At 68.1% G+C, this 21,390-nt stretch carries 23 protein-coding genes; 12 read left to right on the top strand and 11 right to left on the bottom strand.

Annotated elements, in window-relative coordinates:
• Positions 1-36: 36 nt before the first annotated feature.
• The 5 genes from glf to ACLJPX_RS22210 all read left to right on the top strand — a co-directional run bounded on the left by glf (position 37) and on the right by ACLJPX_RS22210 (position 4,788).
• Complete coding sequence (gene glf / locus ACLJPX_RS22190; protein WP_410601754.1) at positions 37-1,263, top strand: UDP-galactopyranose mutase; 1,227 nt, start codon at positions 37-39, stop codon at positions 1,261-1,263.
• The gene (locus tag ACLJPX_RS22195; protein ID WP_026467226.1) at positions 1,256-1,771 is read left to right on the top strand and encodes a phosphatase PAP2 family protein; all 516 of its coding nucleotides are present in this window, start codon (positions 1,256-1,258) and stop codon (positions 1,769-1,771) included. Before glf ends, ACLJPX_RS22195 begins: the two co-directional genes overlap by 8 nt.
• Positions 1,768-2,727: a decaprenyl-phosphate phosphoribosyltransferase gene (locus tag ACLJPX_RS22200; protein ID WP_410601755.1), complete on the top strand. Its 960-nt coding sequence runs from the start codon at positions 1,768-1,770 to the stop codon at positions 2,725-2,727. The genes ACLJPX_RS22195 and ACLJPX_RS22200 overlap by 4 nt, the downstream gene beginning before the upstream one ends.
• 97 nt (positions 2,728-2,824) lie before the next feature.
• Positions 2,825-3,244 carry a hypothetical protein gene (locus tag ACLJPX_RS22205; RefSeq protein ID WP_410601756.1) on the top strand — a complete coding sequence of 140 codons (420 nt, stop codon included), beginning with the start codon at positions 2,825-2,827 and terminating at the stop codon, positions 3,242-3,244.
• 38 nt (positions 3,245-3,282) lie between these two features.
• On the top strand, positions 3,283-4,788 hold the full coding sequence (locus ACLJPX_RS22210) for a hypothetical protein (protein WP_410601757.1): 1,506 nt from the start codon (positions 3,283-3,285) through the stop codon (positions 4,786-4,788).
• Here the strand turns inward: ACLJPX_RS22210 and ACLJPX_RS22215 are convergent.
• The 7 genes from ACLJPX_RS22215 to ACLJPX_RS22245 all read right to left on the bottom strand — a co-directional run bounded on the left by ACLJPX_RS22215 (position 4,767) and on the right by ACLJPX_RS22245 (position 11,083).
• Positions 4,767-5,564 carry a class I SAM-dependent methyltransferase gene (locus ACLJPX_RS22215; RefSeq protein WP_410601758.1) on the bottom strand — a complete coding sequence of 266 codons (798 nt, stop codon included), beginning with the start codon at positions 5,562-5,564 and terminating at the stop codon, positions 4,767-4,769. The two genes, ACLJPX_RS22210 and ACLJPX_RS22215, sit on opposite strands and share 22 nt — an antisense overlap.
• Before the next feature lie 40 nt (positions 5,565-5,604).
• On the bottom strand, positions 5,605-6,201 hold the full coding sequence (locus ACLJPX_RS22220; RefSeq protein ID WP_410601759.1) for a hypothetical protein: 597 nt from the start codon (positions 6,199-6,201) through the stop codon (positions 5,605-5,607).
• The gene (locus ACLJPX_RS22225) at positions 6,201-6,914 is read right to left on the bottom strand and encodes a hypothetical protein (protein WP_410601760.1); all 714 of its coding nucleotides are present in this window, start codon (positions 6,912-6,914) and stop codon (positions 6,201-6,203) included. The genes ACLJPX_RS22220 and ACLJPX_RS22225 overlap by 1 nt, the downstream gene beginning before the upstream one ends.
• Positions 6,911-8,401, bottom strand: a complete 1,491-nt coding sequence (locus ACLJPX_RS22230; protein ID WP_101611796.1) for a WXG100 family type VII secretion target — start codon at positions 8,399-8,401, stop codon at positions 6,911-6,913. Before ACLJPX_RS22230 ends, ACLJPX_RS22225 begins: the two co-directional genes overlap by 4 nt.
• Positions 8,398-8,889 (bottom strand): YbaB/EbfC family nucleoid-associated protein, encoded by a 492-nt coding sequence (locus tag ACLJPX_RS22235; protein ID WP_410601761.1) that lies wholly within the window; start codon positions 8,887-8,889, stop codon positions 8,398-8,400. Before ACLJPX_RS22235 ends, ACLJPX_RS22230 begins: the two co-directional genes overlap by 4 nt.
• Positions 8,890-8,960: 71 nt before the next feature.
• Positions 8,961-9,716: a decaprenylphospho-beta-D-erythro-pentofuranosid-2-ulose 2-reductase gene (locus tag ACLJPX_RS22240; protein WP_410601762.1), complete on the bottom strand. Its 756-nt coding sequence runs from the start codon at positions 9,714-9,716 to the stop codon at positions 8,961-8,963.
• The gene (locus ACLJPX_RS22245; protein WP_101613656.1) at positions 9,713-11,083 is read right to left on the bottom strand and encodes an FAD-binding protein; all 1,371 of its coding nucleotides are present in this window, start codon (positions 11,081-11,083) and stop codon (positions 9,713-9,715) included. Before ACLJPX_RS22245 ends, ACLJPX_RS22240 begins: the two co-directional genes overlap by 4 nt.
• Before the next feature lie 101 nt (positions 11,084-11,184).
• Between ACLJPX_RS22245 and ACLJPX_RS22250 the strand changes: the two genes are divergently transcribed.
• The 3 genes from ACLJPX_RS22250 (at position 11,185) to ACLJPX_RS22260 (ending at position 14,724) form a co-directional block, all read left to right on the top strand.
• Positions 11,185-11,682: a GtrA family protein gene (locus ACLJPX_RS22250; RefSeq protein ID WP_101611799.1), complete on the top strand. Its 498-nt coding sequence runs from the start codon at positions 11,185-11,187 to the stop codon at positions 11,680-11,682.
• Between the two features lie 6 nt (positions 11,683-11,688).
• On the top strand, positions 11,689-13,614 hold the full coding sequence (locus tag ACLJPX_RS22255; protein ID WP_101611800.1) for a glycosyltransferase: 1,926 nt from the start codon (positions 11,689-11,691) through the stop codon (positions 13,612-13,614).
• A gap of 99 nt (positions 13,615-13,713) precedes the next feature.
• A complete protein-coding gene (locus ACLJPX_RS22260) occupies positions 13,714-14,724 on the top strand; it encodes an acyl-CoA dehydrogenase family protein (protein ID WP_410601763.1) in 1,011 nt (336 codons plus the stop codon).
• Here the strand turns inward: ACLJPX_RS22260 and ACLJPX_RS22265 are convergent.
• Entirely contained in the window at positions 14,721-14,963 is a 243-nt protein-coding gene (locus ACLJPX_RS22265) for a hypothetical protein (RefSeq protein ID WP_410601764.1), read from the bottom strand. The two genes, ACLJPX_RS22260 and ACLJPX_RS22265, sit on opposite strands and share 4 nt — an antisense overlap.
• Before the next feature lie 114 nt (positions 14,964-15,077).
• Here ACLJPX_RS22265 and ACLJPX_RS22270 point away from each other — a divergent pair, with 114 nt between their 5' ends.
• The 4 genes from ACLJPX_RS22270 (at position 15,078) to ACLJPX_RS22285 (ending at position 18,518) form a co-directional block, all read left to right on the top strand.
• A complete protein-coding gene (locus ACLJPX_RS22270; protein ID WP_410601765.1) occupies positions 15,078-15,842 on the top strand; it encodes an ESX secretion-associated protein EspG in 765 nt (254 codons plus the stop codon).
• Positions 15,843-15,996: 154 nt separating this feature from the next.
• Positions 15,997-16,473 carry a hypothetical protein gene (locus ACLJPX_RS22275; RefSeq protein WP_233223064.1) on the top strand — a complete coding sequence of 159 codons (477 nt, stop codon included), beginning with the start codon at positions 15,997-15,999 and terminating at the stop codon, positions 16,471-16,473.
• A 5-nt stretch (positions 16,474-16,478) separates the two neighbouring features.
• Positions 16,479-17,027, top strand: coding sequence for a DUF3558 family protein (locus ACLJPX_RS22280; RefSeq protein ID WP_410601766.1), 549 nt, complete (start codon positions 16,479-16,481; stop codon positions 17,025-17,027).
• Between the two features lie 12 nt (positions 17,028-17,039).
• A complete protein-coding gene (locus ACLJPX_RS22285; protein WP_410601767.1) occupies positions 17,040-18,518 on the top strand; it encodes a hypothetical protein in 1,479 nt (492 codons plus the stop codon).
• A gap of 88 nt (positions 18,519-18,606) precedes the next feature.
• Here ACLJPX_RS22285 and ACLJPX_RS22290 read toward each other — a convergent pair whose 3' ends face one another.
• Genes ACLJPX_RS22290 through ACLJPX_RS22300 form a run of 3 tightly spaced genes read right to left on the bottom strand, consistent with a single transcriptional unit; the run spans position 18,607 to position 21,293 of the window.
• On the bottom strand, positions 18,607-19,515 hold the full coding sequence (locus ACLJPX_RS22290; RefSeq protein WP_101611807.1) for a glycosyltransferase: 909 nt from the start codon (positions 19,513-19,515) through the stop codon (positions 18,607-18,609).
• Positions 19,512-20,336: an ABC transporter ATP-binding protein gene (locus tag ACLJPX_RS22295; RefSeq protein WP_410601768.1), complete on the bottom strand. Its 825-nt coding sequence runs from the start codon at positions 20,334-20,336 to the stop codon at positions 19,512-19,514. The genes ACLJPX_RS22290 and ACLJPX_RS22295 overlap by 4 nt, the downstream gene beginning before the upstream one ends.
• Before the next feature lie 3 nt (positions 20,337-20,339).
• Positions 20,340-21,293: an ABC transporter permease gene (locus ACLJPX_RS22300; protein ID WP_410601769.1), complete on the bottom strand. Its 954-nt coding sequence runs from the start codon at positions 21,291-21,293 to the stop codon at positions 20,340-20,342.
• Positions 21,294-21,390: the final 97 nt, after the last annotated feature.

A 21,390-nucleotide genomic window follows, 5' to 3' on the forward strand; every position in this document is an offset into this window, starting at 1 on the left:
CAGAGCACCGAGGCGACCTGCGTACCCTCGACGCCCGTGAGCGCGCACACGAACCCCGACAAGATTACTGAAGCCGATTTCGCCGGCTACGACCTCATCGTGGTCGGGTCCGGTTTCTTCGGGCTGACCGTGGCCGAACGGGCCGCGGCCGAGCTCGGCAAGAAGGTCCTCGTGCTGGAGCGGCGCCACCACCTCGGTGGTAACGCCTACTCCGAGGCCGAGCCCGAGACCGGGATCGAGGTGCACCGCTACGGTGCGCACCTGTTCCACACCTCGAACAAGCGCGTGTGGGAGTACGTCAACCGTTTCACCGAGTTCACCGGCTACCAGCACCGGGTCTTCGCCAAGGTCAAGGACCAGGTCTACTCCTTCCCGATGAACCTCGGCCTGATCAACGAGTTCTTCGGCAAGTCGCACACGCCGGACGAGGCCCGTGAGCTGATCGCCAAGCAGTCGTCGGAGTTCGAGACCGCGAACGCGCAGAACCTCGAAGAGAAGGCGATCTCGCTGGTCGGCCGCCCGCTGTACGAGGCGTTCATCCGCGGCTACACGGCCAAGCAGTGGGAGAACGACCCGAAGAACCTCGGCGCCGACATCATCACCCGGCTCCCGGTCCGCTACACCTTCGACAACCGGTACTTCAACGACACCTACGAGGGCCTGCCGGTCGACGGCTACACCGCGTGGCTCGAGAAGATGGCCGAGCACGAGAACATCGAGGTGCGGCTGAACGTCGACTACTTCGACGTCCGCGAGCACATCCCCGCCGGCACCCCGACCGTCTACACGGGCCCGCTGGACCGCTACTTCGAGTACTCCGCCGGCCGGTTCACCTGGCGCACGGTGGACTTCGAGTCCGAGGTCGTCGAGACCGGTGACTTCCAGGGCACCTCGGTGGTCAACTACAACGACGAAGAAGTGCCCTACACCCGGATCATCGAGTTCCGGCACTTCCACCCGGAGCGCAAGCACTACCCGAACGACAAGACGGTCGTGTTCCGTGAGTACTCCCGGTTCGCCGGTGAGGCCGACGAGCCGTACTACCCGATCAACACCCCGGAGAACCGCGAGAAGCTCGAGGCCTACCGCGAGCTGGCGAAGACCGAGGCCCGGGAGAAGAACGTGCTGTTCGGTGGCCGTCTCGGTACCTACAAGTACCTCGACATGCACATGGCCATCGGCTCGGCGCTGACCGCGTTCGAGAACAAGATCGCGCCGCACCTGACCGATGGCGCGCCTCTCGACGGGTCCCTCGATGCTTGAGAAGGGCGCACCCACGGGTGAGGTCGCAGTCCTGGCCAAGGCTCAGGGCGTCCTGAAGAGCGATGTCACGGTGAAGGCGGCACGAGGTCTTTCGCACTTCGGCGAGCACAGCGCGGGATGGTTCGCGCTGGGCCTCGTCGGGGCCGCGGTGGACAAGAAGCGCCGCAAGGACTGGCTGGTCGCCGCGGTCGGCGTCGTCGGCGCGCACGCCGCGTCCATCGCGGTGAAACGCGTGGTCAGGCGGCCGCGACCGGACCACCCGAGCGTCGAGGTCCTGGTCTCCACGCCGAGCAAGCTGAGCTTCCCGTCCTCGCACGCGACCTCGACTACGGCGGCGGCGGTGCTCTACTCCGGATTGACCGGGCGTAACCTGGTCCCGGCCCTGGTACCGCCGATGCTGGCCTCCCGGCTCGTGCTCGGCGTCCACTACCCGACCGACGTTCTGGCCGGAGCGGCCCTTGGGGGCGTAGTCGGCGGCTTGATACGTAGGAAGCTGAAGCGACGATGAGTGAAACGACCGAGAAGGCCGATTCCAAGCCTGACGACGTAGATCCCGTGGCCGAGGCCGCCGCACCGAAGAAGGTCGCCGGCGGTCTCGTCGGCGGCATCATCAAGACGGCACGCCCGCGCCAGTGGGTGAAGAACGTGCTGGTGTTCGCCGCACCGTTCTTCGCCTTTTCGAAGTCGACGGACCGGACCGGCCTGCTGATCGCCGCGCTGATCGCCTTCGCGGCGTTCTCGCTGGTGGCCTCCTCGGTCTATCTCATCAACGACGCGATCGACGTCGAAGCGGACAAGGCCCACCCGACCAAGCGGAACCGGCCGATCGCGGCCGGGATCGTGCCGGTGCCGGTGGCCTTCGTCGCGGCGGGCTTCTTCTTCGCCGCCGGCCTCGGCATCTCGTTCTTCGCCAGCTGGCAGCTCGCGGTCGTGCTGGCGGTCTACGAAGCCGTCCAGCTCGGCTACTGCTTCGGGCTCAAGCACCAGCCGGTGGTCGACCTGGCCATCGTCGGCTCGGGCTTCCTGATGCGGTCGATCGCCGGTGGTGTGGCCGCGGGTATCGCGCTTTCGCAGTGGTTCCTGCTGGTCACCGCGTTCGGCTCGCTGTTCATGGTGGCGGGCAAGCGCTACGCCGAGATCATGCTCTTCGAGCGCACCGGGGCGAAGATCCGCTCTTCGCTCAAGAAGTACTCGGCGAGTTACCTGCGGTTCGTCTGGGCGACGTCCGCGGCGATCCTGATCATGTCCTACTGCCTGTGGGCGTTCGAGATCCGCCAGGTCGAGCACGACTCGGTCTGGGCGGTCGTCTCGATGGTCCCGTTCGTGGTCGCCGTCCTGCGCTACGCCGTCGACGTCGACGGCGGCAACGCGGGCGAGCCGGAGGAGATCGCGCTCAAGGACCGCGTGCTCCAGGTGCTCGGCGCGAGCTGGGTGGTCACGCTGTTCCTGTCGTTCTATCTCTGATTCGACAGCTGGGGCACAGCGCATCCACAGGTTGCGCACGCATCCTCGGTGATGGGAGCGGGTACGAAGCCCGCTCCCATCGACTGAGGAGCGAAAGATGAGCGACCCGCAGCGGCCGTCCGGTGACGAGGACAAAACGGTCGAGCAGCCCGCGGTCGGTGACGAGACCGCGAAGAAACCCGTCGAACCCTCTGCCGAAACGGCGGCCGAGACCCCTGCCGCCGCCCCCGCCGGGCCTCCGCCCGGTTGGGTGCCACCGCAGCAGGCTCCGCCCGCGAAGGGCGGTTTCCGCCGTTTCGTGGGACATCGCGCGACGCAGCTGGTCGCGGTCGGCCTGATCGGCTTCCTGCTCGGTGGTGGGGTCATCGGCACCGCCGTCGGCCTCGCCGTCAGCAGGCATGACGACCGGCCGGGGATCTCCCGCGAACACCGTGGTCCGGGCGGTCCCGGGGCGCACCGGGACTTCCGTGACGGCCCCGGCGACCGCGGGTGGCGTGACGGGCCCCACGGCGGGTAGATAACGGAATCATCACGACACCGTGTACGGTGTTCGTGATGCGAAGCGCCTCCGCTGAACTTCCCCAGACTTCCGGTGCGCTGCCGGGAGCCGCCGTCCTTACCCGCCCCTGGGTGCTGCCCGCCGGGGCGGCGGTGGCTTCGGCCCTGGTGTTCGTGCTGGTGAGCGGGCATTTGATCGACGACACGTACATCACGCTTTCGTATGCGAAGAACCTCGCCTTCCACGGCCATTGGGGCCTGATCGAAGACGGCACCGCCAACACCGCGACGTCGCCGCTGAACGTCCTCGTGCTGGCGTTCGTCACCTTCATCGTCCGCGATGCCGTCTTCGCCGCCGGGATCGTCTTCGTCGCGAGTCAGGTGGCGCTCGTCCTCGGCCTGCGCCGCATCGGCACCGCGACCGGCCTTCCCGGCGGTTTCGCCCCGCTGGCGCTGGGCCTCCTGCTGGTGAACCCGCTGCTGCTGTCGTCGGTCGGCCTCGAAGTCGCCCTCGGGTCGACGGCCGTCGTCTGGCTGATGGTGTTCCTGCACGAACGCCGTCCCGCCGCCGCGGGCGCGGTGATCGGCCTGATCGCGCTGATCCGGATCGACCTGCTGCTGATCGCGTTCGTCCTGTTCCTCGCCCGCCGCGAATTCTGGACGGGCATCTGGCGCATGACGTTCGCCGCGCTCGCGGTGATGCTGCCGTGGTTCCTGTTCAGCTGGCTGGTGCTGGGCTCGGCGGTGCCGGACACCCTGGTCATCAAGATCATGCAACGCTCGTGGGGACCGTTCAGCTTCACCAACGGCCCGCTGCTGTACTGGCGCAACTTCCCGCTGGCGGCGACACTTTCCTTTCTGCCGCTCGTGATCGGCGGACTCGCCGGTCTACTGTGGACATTCCACTACCGGCGCGGCTCGGAACGGGCGAAGCGCTTGGCGCCGTTCGCGACGCTCGCGATCGCCGGTGCGGCCCACTATCTGGCCTACTGCTGGCTGAACGTCCCGCCGTACCACTGGTATTACGCGCCGAGCATCATCGGCGCGACGGTCTTCCTCGCCGCCGGTGCCTGCGCGATACCCGGCCGGGCCCGCCTCGGCACCGGGATCCTCGCCGGCGCGTTCCTCCTCGTGAGCGCTGTCGCCTACGCGACTCCCGAACTGCCGCGCCGGTTCGCGCCCATCACCAGCAACCACGCCGCGTCCGACGAGTACCGCGAGATCGGCTCGCAGCTGGGCGAACTGACCAAGGGGCGCAAGGTGGAAAGCGCCGGCGAGGTCGGCGCGCTCGCCTATGCCTGCGGCTGCGACATCGTCGACCAGTTCTCCGACCGCGGCTCGGTCGATCCGGCGATCATCGAGACGAAGAACCGCAGCGGCGAGCTCGGCAAGGCCCTGCTGGCGGCGAACTTCCGGTTCTTCGACCACAGCGTCCCGCCCGCGACCCCGGATCTGGTGCTGGCCACCACCAGCAAGACACCGCCGTCGGACGCGCTGGCGACCTGGACCATCCACTCGCCGTGGATGGGCACCCAGAAGCTCTACCTGTTGCCCGCGCGGTAGAACCCCGTCACGAACGGGCGGACGACCTCACCGTCGAACCGTTCGAGGACCAGGTTCTCGATGGCGTCGAGCAGGCGCACGCGCTCTTCCGGCGGATGACTGAGCACGAGCGCCATCGAGGCGTACAACGTGCGCAGCCGGGCGGCGTCCATCCGCGTCTCGGAGCGGATCACTTCGCTTTCGAAGCCGGTGAATCCCGCCGCCGTCAGGTACTCGCGGTGCGCGTCGACATCCAGCTGGAATGGTGGCCCGCCCGGATCCATCACGGTCCCCGGTGACATCCCGAGGATCTCCTCGGCGGCCGTGTCGAACTCGTGCGGCCGGGCCGGATCCTCGAACATCATCCACCAGAGCGCGATGTGCCCGCCCGGTTTGACGATCCGGCGCAGCTTCGCGGCGCCGACGTCGGGCTCGACCCAGTGGAAGGACGTGGCCGCCACCGCGAGGTCGTAGGCGTCGTCGGGGAGTTCGGCGTCCTCGAAGGGGGCGGTGACGACTTCGAGGGCTTCGGTCGGGTGCGAAGCACGAAGGAAGTCGGCGAGGGGAGCACTGGGTTCGACGGCGGTGACCGTGGCCTGGTGCGCGAGCAGCCGGGCCGTGACCAGTCCGGTCGCCGGTCCGATCTCGACGACCCGCGCGCCGGGGCCGAGGCCGCAGTCTCCGGTCAGGATTTCGTAGACACGGTCCGGGTAGCCGGGGCGTCCGGCGTCGTAGGACTCGGGATCCTGGCCGAAGAGGTGCCTGCCCTGATGCGTGTCGAGCCGCTTTCTCCCCATGGCCTCCAGTGTCCCGCAACTAGAGGTTTAACGCGGGGGGTCAGCGGCGCGAGTCGGCCCGGGTCGCCTTCGTGACGGCGAGCAGGTCCCGCTGGTGGACCGCGGACCCGTCGGCGAAGACGAACCGCAGCACCGGCCGCGCCGGGAAACTCCGCCCCACGTACTGCGCGGACACCGAACGCACCACGCCCGACGGCATCTCCTCGAAGGTCCGGAACGGCTGGGCGGCGGGATCCTCGCCCTCCAGCATCTTCGCCGGGTACACGACGGCCAGCCGCCGGTCCGACAGCGTCAACCGCGCCTCGCCGTGGCCGCCGGCGAGATGGTCCGCGATCCGGACGGCGGTCTGGTCCGCGCTCCGCGCGACGGCCCAGTAGGCGATCGTCGGGTCGTCGGTCCAGTCGGCTTCGAGGACGTCCGGCGCGGGCAGCGGCCAGCGCGGTTTCCCCGTCACCGCGGGGGTTTCGCGTGCGGGTGCGTAAGGCAGCGCGAGCTCGCCGTCCAGCAGCAGACCCACGTATCCGTGCGCGGGAGGGCAGCCGATGATCAGGCGTTCGCCGGGCGCGAGCCAGTACTGGTGCAATTCCCGTTCGACGACCTCGTCGACGGATTCCGCCATCGGAAGCGTGTGTTCCATCAGCTCACCGTCCTCGAGTGGAGCCAGGCGAACTGCCGGGGATCCTCGCAGTCGAACAGGAAATCCATCCCCGACCCGTCCACAAAGGACGCACGGAGACAGGGGCGCCGCTTCTTGCCGTGCTCGGCCACGGCGAATCCGGCGATCCGGTCGCGCGGGATTTCGGCGCGCGGCACCATTTCGTGCCTCGCGATCGGGACGCCCTCGGCGTTCTCGCCGTAGGTCTTCGTGGTCATGATCGCGGCGATCTCCTTGCCGGTCTTGACCACGCCCTTGCCGACCCCGATCGCCTTCGACATGAACGACTTCTCGGCGGGCTCGGGCGGCTCCGGCGGGACGAACTTCTCCAGCACCAGCAGCCGCGCGCTGGTCAGCGCCCACAGCCGCGAAAGCGAGCCGCTGGTGGACAGCTCCCGCACCGCCGCGTGCGCCAGCGCGCCCTGCTCGCCGAGCACGATGACCTGGGGTGACGGCGGATTCGACTTGCCGCCGTCGTCGCCCCCGCCCAGCGCCGCACCGACCATGTCGCCCGCGAAGTTCGCCGCGCCCGAGCCGAGTTTGCCCAGCACGCTCTTCTTCGGCACACCCCACGGGTCGAGGCCGCGTACGTCGTAGTTCAGCGTCCGGCCGTACGCGGCCCACAGCAACCGTTCGCCCGGGTGCAGCGAGGGAAGGGCCTGCGACGCGGCCCCGAGCGGGTAGCCGAGATTCATTCTTCGATCGTGAACCCTCTGTCGGTCGCCGCGCGGCGCTCTTCTTCGGACGACGAATCCTGCGACTCGTGGTAGCCCGCCTTGACGCCCTGCTCGACGCCCAGTTCGGTCAGGTTACCCGCGCTGCCGCGGAAGGCGGCCTTGCCGACGCTGGTCGTCCCGCTCATGCCCATCGCCCGCAGCCCGGCCTCGGTGAGGTTCGTGGTGAGTGCGTCCGAACCCTCGCCGCCGACGCCGAACCGGTCCGCGAACTTGTTCGCGGTCTTGGAGGCCCCGGTCGCCGGGTTGGCCTTGGTGACGATCTTGGCCAGCGGGTTCTTGTCGATCTGGTCGGCGAGCCGCTTCTGCAGCCAGTTGCCGTCACGCAGGCCTTCGGCACGCTCGACGACCTTCTTCAGCGGCCCGTTGCGGAGCATCTTCAGGATGTCTTCGAGCTTCTCGATCAGCGGCTTGAGCTTGCCGAGCAGCTGCTTGACCTTCATCCCGAGCCGTCCGCCGGTCACCGCGACCTGACCGGCCGTGGCCGCGCCCGCCGCGCCGACCGAGGCACCCGCCGTGATCCACGAGGCGGCCAGCGCGGCCAGCCACTCGATGATCAGGCCCATCACCAATTCCTGGATGATGTCGATGACGATCTCGACGAACGCGTCGAACAGGTCGGCGGCGATCTCCAGGATCTGCTGCAGCCCGCGGACGTCGTTCGCGAACGCCTTGGCGCCGCCCGAGAACTCGGTCATCTGGCCGCGGAACGCGTCACCCGCCTGGCCTTTCCACGCCTCCTGGGTGCCTTCGGCGCGCTTCTGCTCGTGCTCGGCGACACCGTCGAGCCACTTCGCCGTCTGTTCCCAGCCCTTGGCGGTGCTGCGCATCTGCTCGGGGTCGCCGATCGCGGGCTCCAGCACCAGTTCGACCAGCGGGCTGATCACGATCCCGATCAGGAAGCCGAGTCCGTTGTCCAAAAAGGACTGACCGGGGCTCATCACGAGCTGGAGCTGTTCCATCCGCGCGTGCACGGCCGCGATCGCGACGTCCGGCGGACTGCTCGCCCTGGCGACGTCCGAGGACGTGCTGATCCACGAGCTGCCGTAGCCGCCGTTCTGCTCCCAGTAGCCCTTGCGGCCCGAGTCGCCGGCGCTGTTGAGATCGCTCAGGCTGCCGGGCCCGCTGCCGCCGTCGTCCAGCCCGGCACCGAGTCCGGTGATGACCTCGGCGGTGCCCTGGTTGTGGTCGATGTAGGTCTTCGCCGCAGTGGTGGTCTTGTCGGCGATCTGGTCCATGAAGGACTTCGCCTGCTCGGCGAGGTCCTGGCACTCCTGCAGACCCTCGAAGTACTTGAACGCCATCAGCTCGCCGAGCGGGCCGAAGCAGTCGTCGGAGACCCTGGCCTGCTCCAGCAGGCTCGCGAGGCTGCCGAAGTTCCCCGAAGCCTCTTTGGACCCCGTCGCGTGCGCGGTGAGGGCTTCCGTCTGGACGCCGAAGCCGGTCATGAGTCCCTCCGCAGGATCGGGCCGCCGAAGTCCTCGTCGTCACTGGGCGCCGGTCGTGACGGGCGCTGGGTGCGGACGGGCTGCTGCTGGACGGGAGACGCCGGTCCGGCGAGGGATTCCGCGGGCGGGGGAGCACTCGGCCCGAGCGGTTCGACGTGGGCGTTGAACGCCTCTTTGAACTGTTCCGCGCGGTCGCCGAGGATCGGCTGGACGGTCTGCTGCATCGCGGCCGCGGCCTGCTGCGTCGCTTCCCTGATCGCGGTCAGGATGTCCTGCTGCAACGCGGTGTGCGTGCGGTTCATCGCCTTGGGGGACAGCTGGAGCCCCAGCAGCGCGCCCGACGGGGCGACGGTGACCGTCACCGAGCCGTCGGCGTTGCGCGCGGATCCGCGCAGCCCGGCGATCTTGTCCTTCAGCTCCGCGGCTTTGGCGGCCTGCTCCTGAAACGACCGGATGGCCGCGTCGAGCTTGGCTTCCTGGTCAGCCATCGATTCCTCTCAACCCGGGGACGGATCTTCTCCGTGCCCGGGTGAGACGAATGGACCAGCGGGCTCGTTCCCTAGATCGGCAGTTTCCGGAAGATCGGCCGGGGGATGTGCCGCAGGGCGGACATGACCAGGCGGAACGGCGCGGGCGACCACACCAGTTCCTTGCCCGCGCGCGCGGCGTTGACCGCGGTCTCGGCGACCTGTGCGGCGTCCACCGTCAGCGGGGCGTCCTTGAGACCTTCGGTCATCTTGGTCCGGACCTGGCCGGAGCGGACGACGGTGATCTGCACGCCGAACTCGGACAGGGCCTCGCCGAGGCCGAGGTAGAAGCCGTCGAAACCGGCCTTGGAGGAGCCGTAGACGAAGTTCGAGCGACGGACGCGTTCACCGGCGACCGACGACAGCGCGATGACCTTGCCGTGGCCCTGCTTCTTGAGCTTGTTCGACAGCGCGACACCCACCGACACCGCGGCCGAGTAGTTCACGGTCGCCGCCTCGACGGCCTTCGCGTGGTCCTGCCACAGCTCTTCCTGGTCGCCGAGCAGGCCGAACGCGACGACAGTGACGTCGATGTCGCCGCCCTCGAAGGCCTTGTCCAGCACGGCCGGGTGCGAGGCCATGTCCTTGGCGTCGAAATCCACAGTGGATACTTCGGCGCCCTTGTCCTTGAGGCGCTGGGCCGCAGCGTCGAGCCGCGACGACTGACGTCCGGCCAGCACGACCCGGAGGGGGCGCTCGGCCAGGTACTTCTCCGCGATCGCGAGTGCGATGTCGGAGGTACCGCCGAGCAGGAGCAGGGACTGGGGGTTGCCCACAGCGTCGATCACAGTTCCAACCTTCGGGACATGTCAGAGGCGAAAACGCCTTCGGGGTCAACGGAAGCGCGGACCTTGCGCCATTCCTCGAGCCGCGGGTACATCTTCGCGAAGTTCTCCGCGGAGGTCCGCGAGTCCTTCGCCGTGTACAGGCGCCCGCCGATGGCGAGCACGTCTTCGTCGAGTTCCTGGCAGAACCGGCTCAGCCCGGCCTTGATCGGGAAGTCGAGGCAGACCATCCAGCCGGGGTGCGGGAACGACAGCGGCGCCGCGTTGCCCTCGCCCATCTGCTTGAACACGTTGAGGAACGACACGTGGCCGGAGTCCGCGACCTTCTGGATGATGCGGCGCAGCGGCTCGTGCGCGTTCAGCGGCGTGCTGAACTGGTACTGCAGGAAGCCGTTGGTGCCGTACGCGCGGTTCCACTCGCCGAAGAGATCCAACGGGTGATAGAACGCCGTCAGGCTCTGGATCTGGTCGCGCGCGTTCTTCGCGGTCTTGCGGTAGTACAGCTCGCCGACCATGGAGAACGACAGCTTGTTCGCCAGCCCGTTCGGGAACACGTCCGGCAGGGTCGCGAGGGTGCCCGGGTTGAACCTGAGCGGGTCGGCCCGCAGCTTGGGCGGCAGTTCGTCGAGCTTGGCGAGCGAACCGCGTTGGAAGGCGGCGCGGCCGAGCTTCGCACCTCGCGAGATCGAGTCGAACCAGCCGGACGAGTACGTGTAGTTGTCCTCGGAGCCGTCGGTGACCAGCGCGAGGGTCTCGTCGAGGTTCGCCGTGCGCTGGATGTCGGCCTTGAAGTAGGCCGTCTCCGTCTTCGTCATCTGGATCTTGGCCCGGACGATGATCCCGGTCAGGCCGATGCCGGCGACGGTCGCCCAGAAGAGCTCCGAGTCCGGGCCCTCCGGGGTGAGCGTGCGCACCTGGCCGTCCGCGGTGACGAGGTCCAGCGAAACGACGTGGTTGCCGAAGCTGCCCGCCGAGTGGTGGTTCTTGCCGTGGATGTCGTTCGCGATCGCGCCGCCGATGGTCACCTGGCGCGTGCCCGGCAGCACCGGGACCCACAGGCCGTACGGGAGGCCCTCGCGCATCAGCTTGTCGAGGCTGACGCCCGCGTCGAGGTCCACGATCCCGGAGTCCGGGTCGATCGAGTGGATGCGGTCCAGCGCGGTCATGTCGATGACCAGGCCGCCCGCGTTCTGCGCGGGGTCGCCGTACGACCGGCCGAGACCGCGCGCGATGACCCCGCGTTCCCCGGCCTGCGTCACCGCGCGGGCGATGGTCTCCACGTCGGGGGTGCTCAGGACGTCCGCGATGCTCGGCGACGTCCTTGCCCAGCCCATGAGCGACTGCCGCTGTGTCTTGGGTGCTTGGGTCACGCCGACCAGGGTAACCACGCCGAACACTGCCCGGAACGTGACCCTGAAGTGCTCGCTTCTACACTTTGGGCACCAGCCCCAGCAGTTTATGAGGTAGAGCAGTGGTGGCGACCGACCCGCAAGCCGGTTCGACGGCGGCAGCGCCGTCCTCCCCTGGGCTGCTCGGGCAGCTCATCCGCTTCGCGCTCGTCGGCGGCTTCTGCGCCTTGGTCGATTTCGGCGTCTACCAGGGGCTCCGTGCCCTGGGAATGGACGCGACGCCGTGGGTGGACGTCGCCCGCGCGTTCAGTTTCATCGTGGGCACCACGACAGCCTTCTTCCTGAACCGCAAGTTCACCTTCGCCGGTGGACGCCAGGAAGGCGCACGTCAGATCGGTAGCTTCGTACTCCTGTACGCCGTGACATTCCTCGTCGCCGTCGGCGTCAACCGCACGATGCTGCACGTCCTGCCGGAGTCGGCCTGGAAGGCCACTTTCGGTTGGGTCGTTTCGCAGGCAACCGCGACCGTGATCAATTTCGTCATGCTCAAGTGGGTCGTTTTCCGTGAGCCCCGCAGCACCGCCACCAGCCCGGTCTTGACAAGCACAGAGGAGAACTGAGGATTCATGCCCGGTAAAGCCGCCGTCACCGGAGAGGCCCCGAGCGCCATGGTGAGCACTATCGACGACACCCGCTTCGCGGAACGCACCCCGCAGGGCCGTCTCACCGCGCAGCGCGGGCTCTACGCCGGCCCGGCCCCCATCGTCAGCAAGGACCTCTACGCCGAGCTCGAATGGGGCAGTGCCGTACGCGAACGCGCGGGCATCGCCATCGAGCCGGCGTCGAAGGTGTCCGGCAACACCTATTTCGGGCGCTTCCCCGCGAGCTACTGGCAGCGCTGGACCGACGTGACCGAGGTCGCGGTCGAGGCCGTCGTCACCGGTGACGGGCAGCTGTCCGTCGGTGCTTCCGACATCGAGGGCGACTCTCGCGTTGTCGCCGCCGAGATCGTCGCGGGCGCGAAGCAGAAGAAGGTGACGCTCACCGCGAAGCTCGACAAGTTCTACGACGGTGGCGCGCTCTGGCTCGACCTCGAGACCGAGGGTGGCCAGTCGCTGCGTGTCGAGAACGTCCGCTGGACGGTCGAAGCACCGGAGAAGATCCGCCCGACCGCCGTGACGATCTGCACGATGAACCGTGCCGACGACTGCCTGTCGAACCTGCAGGCGCTCGCCGCCGACGTCTCCTCGCTGGAGACGCTCGACGCGATCTACGTCGCCGACCAGGGCACCGACCTCGTCGAGTCGCGTGACGGCTTCGAGCAGGTCGCGAAGGACCTCGGCGACAAGCTGCACTACATCAAGCAGCCGAACCTCGGTGGCGCCGGCGGGTTCACCCGCGGCCTCTACGAGGTCGCCGGGCACACCGAGACCGAGCACGCGAACGTCCTGTTCATGGACGACGACGTGCTGCTCGAGCCGGACCTGGTGATCCGGATGACCGCGTTCTCCAACCGCACGGTCAACCCGGTCATCGTCGGCGGGCAGATGCTGAACCTGCTGCACCCGAACCAGCTGCACGTCGGCGCCGAATACGCCCGGCTGAACACGCTGGAGCCCGGCCAGCCGGTCACGCACTCGCTCTCGACCGCCGACCTGCTCGGCGTCGACGAGGAGACCCTCAAGCCGAACCGCCAGGAACGCCGCCTCGACGCCGGGTACAACGGCTGGTGGTCGTGCCTGATCCCGTACGAGGTCGTCAAGGCCACGGGCTACCCGCTGCCGTTCTTCTTCCAGTGGGACGACGCGGAGTACAGCTACCGCGCCCGCGCGCACGGCTTCCCCACGGTCACCCTTCCGGGCGCCGGCGTCTGGCACGCCGACTTCCACTGGAAGGACTGGGACGAGTGGCACCGCTACTTCAACCTGCGGAACTCGATCATCACCGCCGCGCTGCACTCGCCGTTCAACCTGAACCTGCTCTCGCGCGTGCTCATCGCGCAGCTGGTCCGGTACCTGCTCGGCATGCAGTACGGCCTGTCCGCCACGCTGATCAAGGCCGTCGAGGACTTCCTCGAGGGGCCGGAGGTCCTGCGTGACGGCGGCGTCGCCGCGATGAAGGAGATCCGCCGGATCCGCGACGAGTACCCCGAGACCAAGCGGCACAAGGCCACCGACGTCCCGGGCATCGCGTCGAACGACATCGGCATCATCAACAGCGCGCCGCGGCCCAGCATGCAGCGCCTGGTGCTGATCAAGCGCGTCCTCGACCGGGTGCTCGGCCGCAGCCGCCACTCGCTCGGCGCGATCCCGATCGACGAGGCCCACTGGTGGCACGTCGCGACCTTCGACACGGCCGTCGTCACCGACGCTTCGCAGGAAGGCGTGCGGGTCCGCTCGTACGACCGCGCGAAGATGTTCGACCTGGCCCGTAAGGGCGCGAAGGTCATCCAGCGGCTTCGCAAGGAAGGCGGGGCGGTGCAGGAGCAGTACAAGCGCTCCATGCCCGAGCTGACCTCGCGGGACAACTGGAAGCGCCTGTACGAGCTGTAAGAAGTGCTATGAAAGGCCCGTTACTTGCAAATTTTGCAAGTAACGGGCCTTTCATTGCGTCCGGGACTCTCGAAGCGCGAGTTAGGGTAGCCTTACTTCATGACGGATCTGGCCGCTAGAGCCCGCACCCTCGCCGACGAACTCCTCTTCCCCGCAGCCGCCGAAGTCGACCTCAAGGGCGAAGTCCCCATGAGTCACTTCGACGCTCTCGCGGCCGAAGGCTTCTACGGCCTCGCCGCGCCCAAGGAGACCGGCGGCCCGGGCCTCGACCTCCCGGTGATGATCCAGATCCTCGAAGCCATGGCGGGCGGCTGCCTCAGCACGATGTTCACCTGGGTCCAGCATCACGGCCTGGTCGCCGGGCTGTCCCTCACCGACCGCGCGGACCTGCGCGAGCGCTACCTCCCGGCGCTGATCAGCGGCGAGCTCAAGGCGGGCGCCTCGTTCGCCGCGGTGATCCCGACCCCGCCGAGGCTGCGCGCGGAACGTGTCGAGGGCGGGTACCTCCTCGACGGCGAGGCCCCGTTCATCAGCGGTTGGGGCATCATCGACCTGCTCCAGCTCTGCGCCCGGGACGGCGACACCATCGTCAGCGCGATCATCGACCCGGTGGCGGGGGAGCAGCTGGCGGTCCAGCCGCTCGACCTCGTCGCGGCGCAGGGCACGTCCACCGTGCATCTCGGCTTCACCCGCTACTTCCTCGCCGACGACCGGGTCTACGGCAAGGTCCCGTACGCCGACTTCATCGCGGGCAACACCTTCGTCTCGCGCCTCAACGGCTGCGCGCCGCTGGGACTGGCCGCCCGGGCCGCGCGGCTGCTCGAAGACCTCGGGAAGGCCGCCGTCGCCGCCGGGATCAGGACCGAGATCGACACCGTCCGCGAACGGCTCGACGCGAGCCTCGCCGATCCGCCGTCACTGCCCGCGGCCCGGGCGGCGGGCGCGGAGCTCGCGTTCCGGGCCGCGGGCGCGCTCGTCGCGGCCAACGGCAGCACGTCGGTACTCGCCGGACGACACCCCCAGCGGCTCGTCCGGGAAGCCACCTTCCTGCTGGTCGCCGCCAGCCGTCCGGAGATCAAGGCGGGACTGCTGGAGCTCTTCTCCCGTTAGTGCAGGCCGAACACCCGGGTCTTGCGGTTCAGGTCGTCGATGTAGGCGGCGGCGACGTGGGTGAAGTTGATCGCCACCTCGGAGTCGTCCCTGGTCTGGATCGTCTGGACCGAACCGGTGCGGACGAAATGCGAAAGGTCCTTGGTCAGCCGTTCGGTTTCTTCCGTCGTGAGCGCGAAGAGGAGCGGCTCCCCGCCGGCGACGAGGTGGAGGACGAGCGCGGGTTTCTGGTCTGCCATGAACCCATGGCACCAGCCTTGATCACGGCCGGGCAAGCGGGTTCGCTGCGGGCGTACCGGGTGCGTGGACTACGTTCAACCCGACGAACAAGACACCCGCGGGGGGAAATGGCGATGCCGCATTCGTTTTCGTTGTCGCTGGCGGCGGTGGACATCCTGCTCGAACACGGGCGGTTCGGCCCGGCGCCGGTCCCGTTCGACGTCCCGCACATCGGCACCACGACCGACCAGCGCGCGATGGTGCGCGAGGCCGTCTTCCGCGATCTCGAAGGCCGAGGCCTGATGCGCGGCGGAAGGCTCGACGCCGACGTCGAACTCACGCTCGCCACGTTCGTCAACCCGCAGCTCGCCGTCTGGGCGGTCGCTCAGATGGACAAGGACAAGCAGCTGTTCGCGCGGGCCGCGACGAACGGCCAGTTCGCGGTCGTCGCGCGCCAGGAAGAGAACCTGCTCGTCTTCGAGGAGACCAGGCCGACCGCGATCGTCGCGTCGATCGTCGACCTGCTGCCGCTCACCCCGGCGGGCCCCGGCCAGTCCGTCACCATCGCGAAGCCGGTCAGCGTGCCGAAGCGCCCCCGCAACGACGACGCTTACGACCCCTTCGCCGGTGTGAGCGGACCTCGTGCGCACGGGTCGAACCCGCAGCAGCGGCAGGTGGAGCGGATCTTCGAGAAGGCGAAGACGCGCGTCGGCCAGTTCAGCGTGTTCATCCGTGGCGGGACCGTGTTCCCGCCGCTGGCCTGGTTCGACACCGAAGCGGGCCGGTTCATGATGACCTCGCGCCAGGCGGCCGACGGGCAAAGCTGGCTGACCTACGCTCCCGCCGACAACGCGAGGATCGCGCAGCAGCTGTACGCCCAGCTCGAAGGCCAGTTCTGAACCGTCGGGAACCGGGTCGGCGCCCGTTTCGTCACAGTTCCGGCGCGGTCTTCGGTGATCGGCGAATAGGCTCGATCCTCGTTGCGCTGAGTGCTCGGCTAGTAGACTGCCGGGCGGTACGCACGGGCGAGCAGACGATGCAGTGGGGCGGACGATGGCTTTCGAAGCGGACGGCGGACAGGCGGCACCGGACTACTCGATCGGCGCCGCCATGGGAGCGGCAGCCGGTTATGTGGCCAAGGGCGGCCTGAACCAGGAGGCGATCGCCAAGGTCAGCGCCGAAACCCAGAAGCTGGTCTCGGCCGCCAAGAGCGGTGGCTTCAAGATCAGCGAAGAGGGTGTCAAGCCGCTTCGCGAGGCTCTGGCGAACATGTCGGAGGAACTCAGCGCGCTGAAGATCAAGACCATGGCGCTGAACGACGCGCCGCAGCTGGGTGGCCACCCGTACGGCAAGGCCGTCGCGGCTCACGACCACAAGGGCGCCGCCCAGTCGGCCAACTCCGCGAGCGCCGTCATCGGGCAGTTCGAGCAGGTGGTCAAGGACGCCGACGAGGCGCTGGCCAGGGCCGCCGGACTGTACAAGGGTGTCGAAGAGTCGGCGATCGACGCCACCAAGAAGGTTCAGGCCTGAGGACGATGAAGAAGCTTTGTGTGGTGCCGCTCGCCGCGGCCGCCCTGGTACTGGCCGCGTGCTCCAGCGAGAAGCCGGGGAGCGCCAGTCCCGCGCCCTCAGCCCCGCCCGCGTCGTCGAGCGCGTCCAGTTCCGCGCCCACGTCCGGCTCGGACACCGCGTCGATCGAACCGTGTTCACTCGTCGGCGCGGCGGACTTGGCGTCCTATGGGACATTCAAGCCGCCGACGAGCGAAAACGCGGGCGGAGCCCGGCTCTGCACGCTGAACAAGGAGGCGGCGACAGCCTCGGAAACCCTCTCGATCGGTATCGGCGTCCGTGACACACAGGGTCTCGACACGGTGAGCGACGCCGGCACCGGCAAGACCACCGGCAACGTCAACGGGCGCAAGGCGATTCTCGCGCCCAGGCCCCCGGCGGGGTGCTTGATGGCGCTCGAACTCGGCGCGTCGGCGCGGGTCGACGTCCTGGTCGCGGCCGACGACGCCGAGAAGGCCTGCGGGATCGCCGAGAAGGTCGCCGACATCGTCGAACCGAAGCTTCCGAAGAGCTAAGGGGGAATCAGGATGACCACGAAGACACCGAACCTGAGCGAGCAGCAGGTCTCCGACCTTTCGCCCGCGGCACGCGACGCGTACTTCCAGCAGAAGGCCCAGGAGGGCGTCGACCCCAGTGACGGCTGGCTGTTCGGCGCGGTCAAGCAGTTCATGGCCTCCGGGAAGGCGCACCAGCAGTCCCAGGAGGTCGGCGACAAGAACGTCGACCAGCTGACCAAGAACGGCGAAGTCCAGTACGTCGAGGGGCTGGAACCGTCGAACGCGGACTACCAGGGTTACGACCACGAGAAGCTCGAACAGTTCGTCAAGAGCGACTTGAACGTCGAGCAGGTCACCGAGGTCTCCACGGCGTACCACGACCTGCACAAGGCGTTCAACACCTTCTCGACGACGATGGACAAGGCCGTCACGGCGTCGCAGGGCACCTGGGAAGGCGACGCGGCGGGCAACGCGCAGGGCTACTTCAAGAGCCTCAGCAAGTGGTCCGAGACGAACTCCCAGAACGCGAAGCTCGCGTCCGAGACGATCTACGACCAGGGCACCGCTGCTTCCCACGTGAAGAACGTGATGCCCACGCCGATCCCCTTCAACTGGAAGGACGAGGTCGGCGGCTGGATGACGTCGAACCCGTTCAACCTCGGCGACAACATCGACAAGTCCATCCAGAAGCAGAAGGACAGCCAGGACGCGCACACCGAGGCGGCCTCCGCCATGCACGCCTACGACAAGTCCCTGTACGAGGCCGCGTCGAAGCAGCCGGCGTTCGCCGAGCCGCCGAAGTTCGGCGTGGGCGGCGGGGACATCGAGACCCCGGGGGACAGGCACCTGCGCTACGACGTGCCCCCGGGATCGAACCAGCCCGGCCCCGGCAATCCCGGCAACACCTACATTCCGCCCGGTAACAACGGCGGCGGTGGTGGCGGGGGCGGTGGTGGCGGCGGCTCGATCATCCCGCCGGGCTCCGGCAACCTCCCCGGCCCCGGATCGAGTACGGGGTCCGGCAGCATCCCCTCGGGCACGACGCCGTCCGGCCTGCAGGGCGGTCCGGCGCCGATCACCACGCCGGGTCCCAACTCGAACATGAACTCGATGCCGATGAGCCCCATGCCGATGGCGCCCATGATGGGCGGCGGGATGGGCGACTCCGAGTACAACGGACGGAACAGCCGCGGCGGCGGTGGCGGCAGCGGGTTCGGCCCCGGCAGCGGCGCGGGCTCCACGCCCGGTTCGGGTTCGGCGTCCGGCGCGGCGCGCCCCGGCGGTGTCGGCGCGGCCGAAGCGGCGGCGGGACGCGGTATGGGCGGTCTCGGCGGTGGCGCCGGCGGCCGCGGCGGACCGGGTATGGGCGGCGGCATGGGTGGCCGCGGTCAGCAAGCGGACGGGGACGAGGACACCGAGCACCAGCGTCCGACGTACCTCGTCGAGGGCGACCCGGACGAGGTCTTCGGGACCGACATGCGCACCGCGCCGCCGGTCATCGGCGAGTAGCGCCTGCCCCTCCCGTAAACGCTATGAAAGGCCCGTTACTTGCAAAATTTGCAAGTAACGGGCCTTTCATAGCATTGGGGGGAGCGGTTCAGAAGCGGAAGAACTTCTCCTTGCGCCCCTGCCGCACCAGCTTGAGCCACTGCAGGAAAGCCTTCGGGTCCCGCTTCACGCCGACGAAGTAAAGACCGAACCGCACCACTTCGAGCGCGCCGATCTTGCGCATGCCCGGCTGCGACAGCAGGTACCCGCGGTTGCGATAGGTGTAGTAGCGCTTGACCTCGTTCTCCGGGTCCTGCGCGTGGAACCGGCCGCCCAGCATCGGCTTGAACTCGTCCGAGCCGTCCGGGTGCAGGTACGCGGTCTTGAGCGAGGTGCCGAACGGCAGCCCCGAACGCACCAGGCGCCGGTGCAGTTCGACCTCGTCGCCGCGGAAGAACAGCCGCAGGTCCGGCACGCCGACGACGTCCAAAGTGGACGCGCGGAACAGCGCGCCGTTCATCAGCGAGGCGATGCCGGGCAGGAAGTCGACGCCCAGCTCCGACGACGAACGCTTCCAGGTCAGCCCGCGCCGCAACGGGAACGCGAGCTTGTCCGGCGCGTCGATGTTGGACACCACCGGCGAGATCTCGGCCAGATTCCGCTTTTCGGCTTCGTCCAGCAGGATCGCGAGGACGTTCTCGTCGGCGGGGCGGCCGTCGTCGTCGGCCAGCCAGATCCAGTCCGCGCCCAGCGAAAGCGCGTGCAGCATGCCGAGCGCGAACCCGCCCGCACCGCCGAGATTGCGGTGCGAAGGCAGGTACGTGAAGGGGAGCGGGTAGTCCTCGACGATGTCCCGCGCCGACTGGTCCGGCCCGTTGTCGACCACCACGAGGTGGTCGATCGGCCGGGTCTGCGCGGCGATCACCTTGAGCGAGTCCGAAAGCAGTTCCCGCCGATGGCGCGTGACGACGACGCCGACGACGGCGCCTTCGGGCAACTGCCTGGTCTCGCTGGTCATCCCTGGCCGCCGTTCGTCGTCGAGACGGGCTCGGGTGCGACGCCGAACCGCTCCAGGGTCTCCTGGCTCATGTTCTCGAACGGGTCGCGGCCCTTGTAGCCGGTGAGCACCTCGCGCAGCGAACCGCGCTGCTTGACGTGCCCCTCGTCCATCCAGATGGCGGAGTCGCAGAGCTCGAAGAGGAACTCGTCCGAGTGGCTGGCGAACACCAGGATGCCGGACCGCTTCACCAGGTCCTTCAGCCGGTCCTTGGCCTTGTTGAGGAACGCCGCGTCGACCGCGCCGATGCCCTCGTCGAGGATCAGGATCTCCGGGTCGATGGAGGTGACCACGCCCAGCGCCAGCCGCACGCGCATACCGGTCGAGTAGGTCCGCAACGGCATCTGCAGGTAGTCACCGAGTTCGGTGAAGTCCGCGATGTCGTCGACGCGCGCTTCCATCTCCTTCGCGGTCATCCCGAGGAACAGGCCGCGGACGATGATGTTCTCCAGCCCGGAGATCTCCGGGTCCATGCCGATGCCGAGGTCGAAGACCGGCGCGATCTTGCCCGAGATCCTCGCCGAGCCGCGGGTGGGCTCGTAGATCCCGGACAGCAGCCGCAGCAGCGTCGACTTCCCGGCGCCGTTGTGGCCGACCAGGCCGACGCGGTCGCCCTGTTTCAGCGAGAGCGTCACGTCGTGGAGGGCTTCGATGATCGGCACCTTGCTTTCGGTGCCGATCTTGCCGCCGACCTTGCCCAGCACCCGCTTCTTCAGCGAGCGGGTCTTCGCGTCGAAGATGGGGAAGTCGACGTAGGCGTTGTGCACATCAATGCTGACCATCTGTCACACCCAATAAGAGACGCGGGAACGGTAATTACGCATCGCGACCAGCGCGAGACCCCAGCCGATGACGGTGATGCCACCGACGATCACCCAGCTGTAGGGGCTGACGGCTTGTCCGATCATCGGTGCGCGCACGATCTGGATGAAGTGGAACAACGGGTTGCCGTAGACGAACGGCAACGCCCACGAGGTGTCGACCCGGGCGCCGCCCGCCATCAGCTGGTCGATCGGCCACACGATCGGCGTCATGTAGAAGAGCAGCTGGATGATCGAGTTGATCACCTGCGGGATGTCGCGGTAGCGGGTCGAGATGATGCCCAGCAGCAGGGTGACCCAGCCGGCGTTGAGCGCGAGCAGGAAGAAACCGGGGATCGCGGTGAGGGAGTACCAGCCGATACCCGGGTGGCAGATGCCGGAGAAGTTCCCGTCACAGTTGCCGGTGTTCAGCGAGTACTGGTGGTTCAGCGAGGTGAAGAAGACCGCGATCACGATCACGTAGACGATCAGGTTGTGCACCAGCATCAGGGTCTGGCGCCACACCGTCCGCAGTACATAGACCGACAGCGGCGCCGGGAGCTGTTTGATCAGCCCCTCGTTGGAGATGAAGGTCTCCATGCCCTCGGACAGGCAGCCGCTGATGAAGCCCCAGATGATGAACCCGGTGCTGATGTAGGGCAGGAACGTCGCCGTCGGCATGTGGAACAACTGCGAGTACAGGAGTCCGAGGCCGAGCGCGATGACGCCCTGGCTGATGGTGATCCAGAACGGACCGATCACCGAGCGGCGATAGCGCTGTTTGATGTCCTGCCAGCCGAGGTGTCCCCACAGCTCCTTGGCGGCGAACCCGGTCTTGATGTCGGCGAACGCGCGCGCGAAGGTCTTGCTGTCCGAAATCGGCGGAACCGAGGTCGGAGCAGCACTGTCGGCCGCGTGAACCGTGCTGGTGGCATGCACGGGAACGAGGGTACCGATGGGGCCGACGCTGCCGGGGCCGCCCCGTCCGACCACGGAAAGCTACCGTCGGCTTCGCACCCGAATGCGGTGCGTGTGC

The organism is Amycolatopsis sp. lyj-90, from assembly GCF_046549035.1.
Lineage (GTDB): Bacteria > Actinomycetota > Actinomycetes > Mycobacteriales > Pseudonocardiaceae > Amycolatopsis.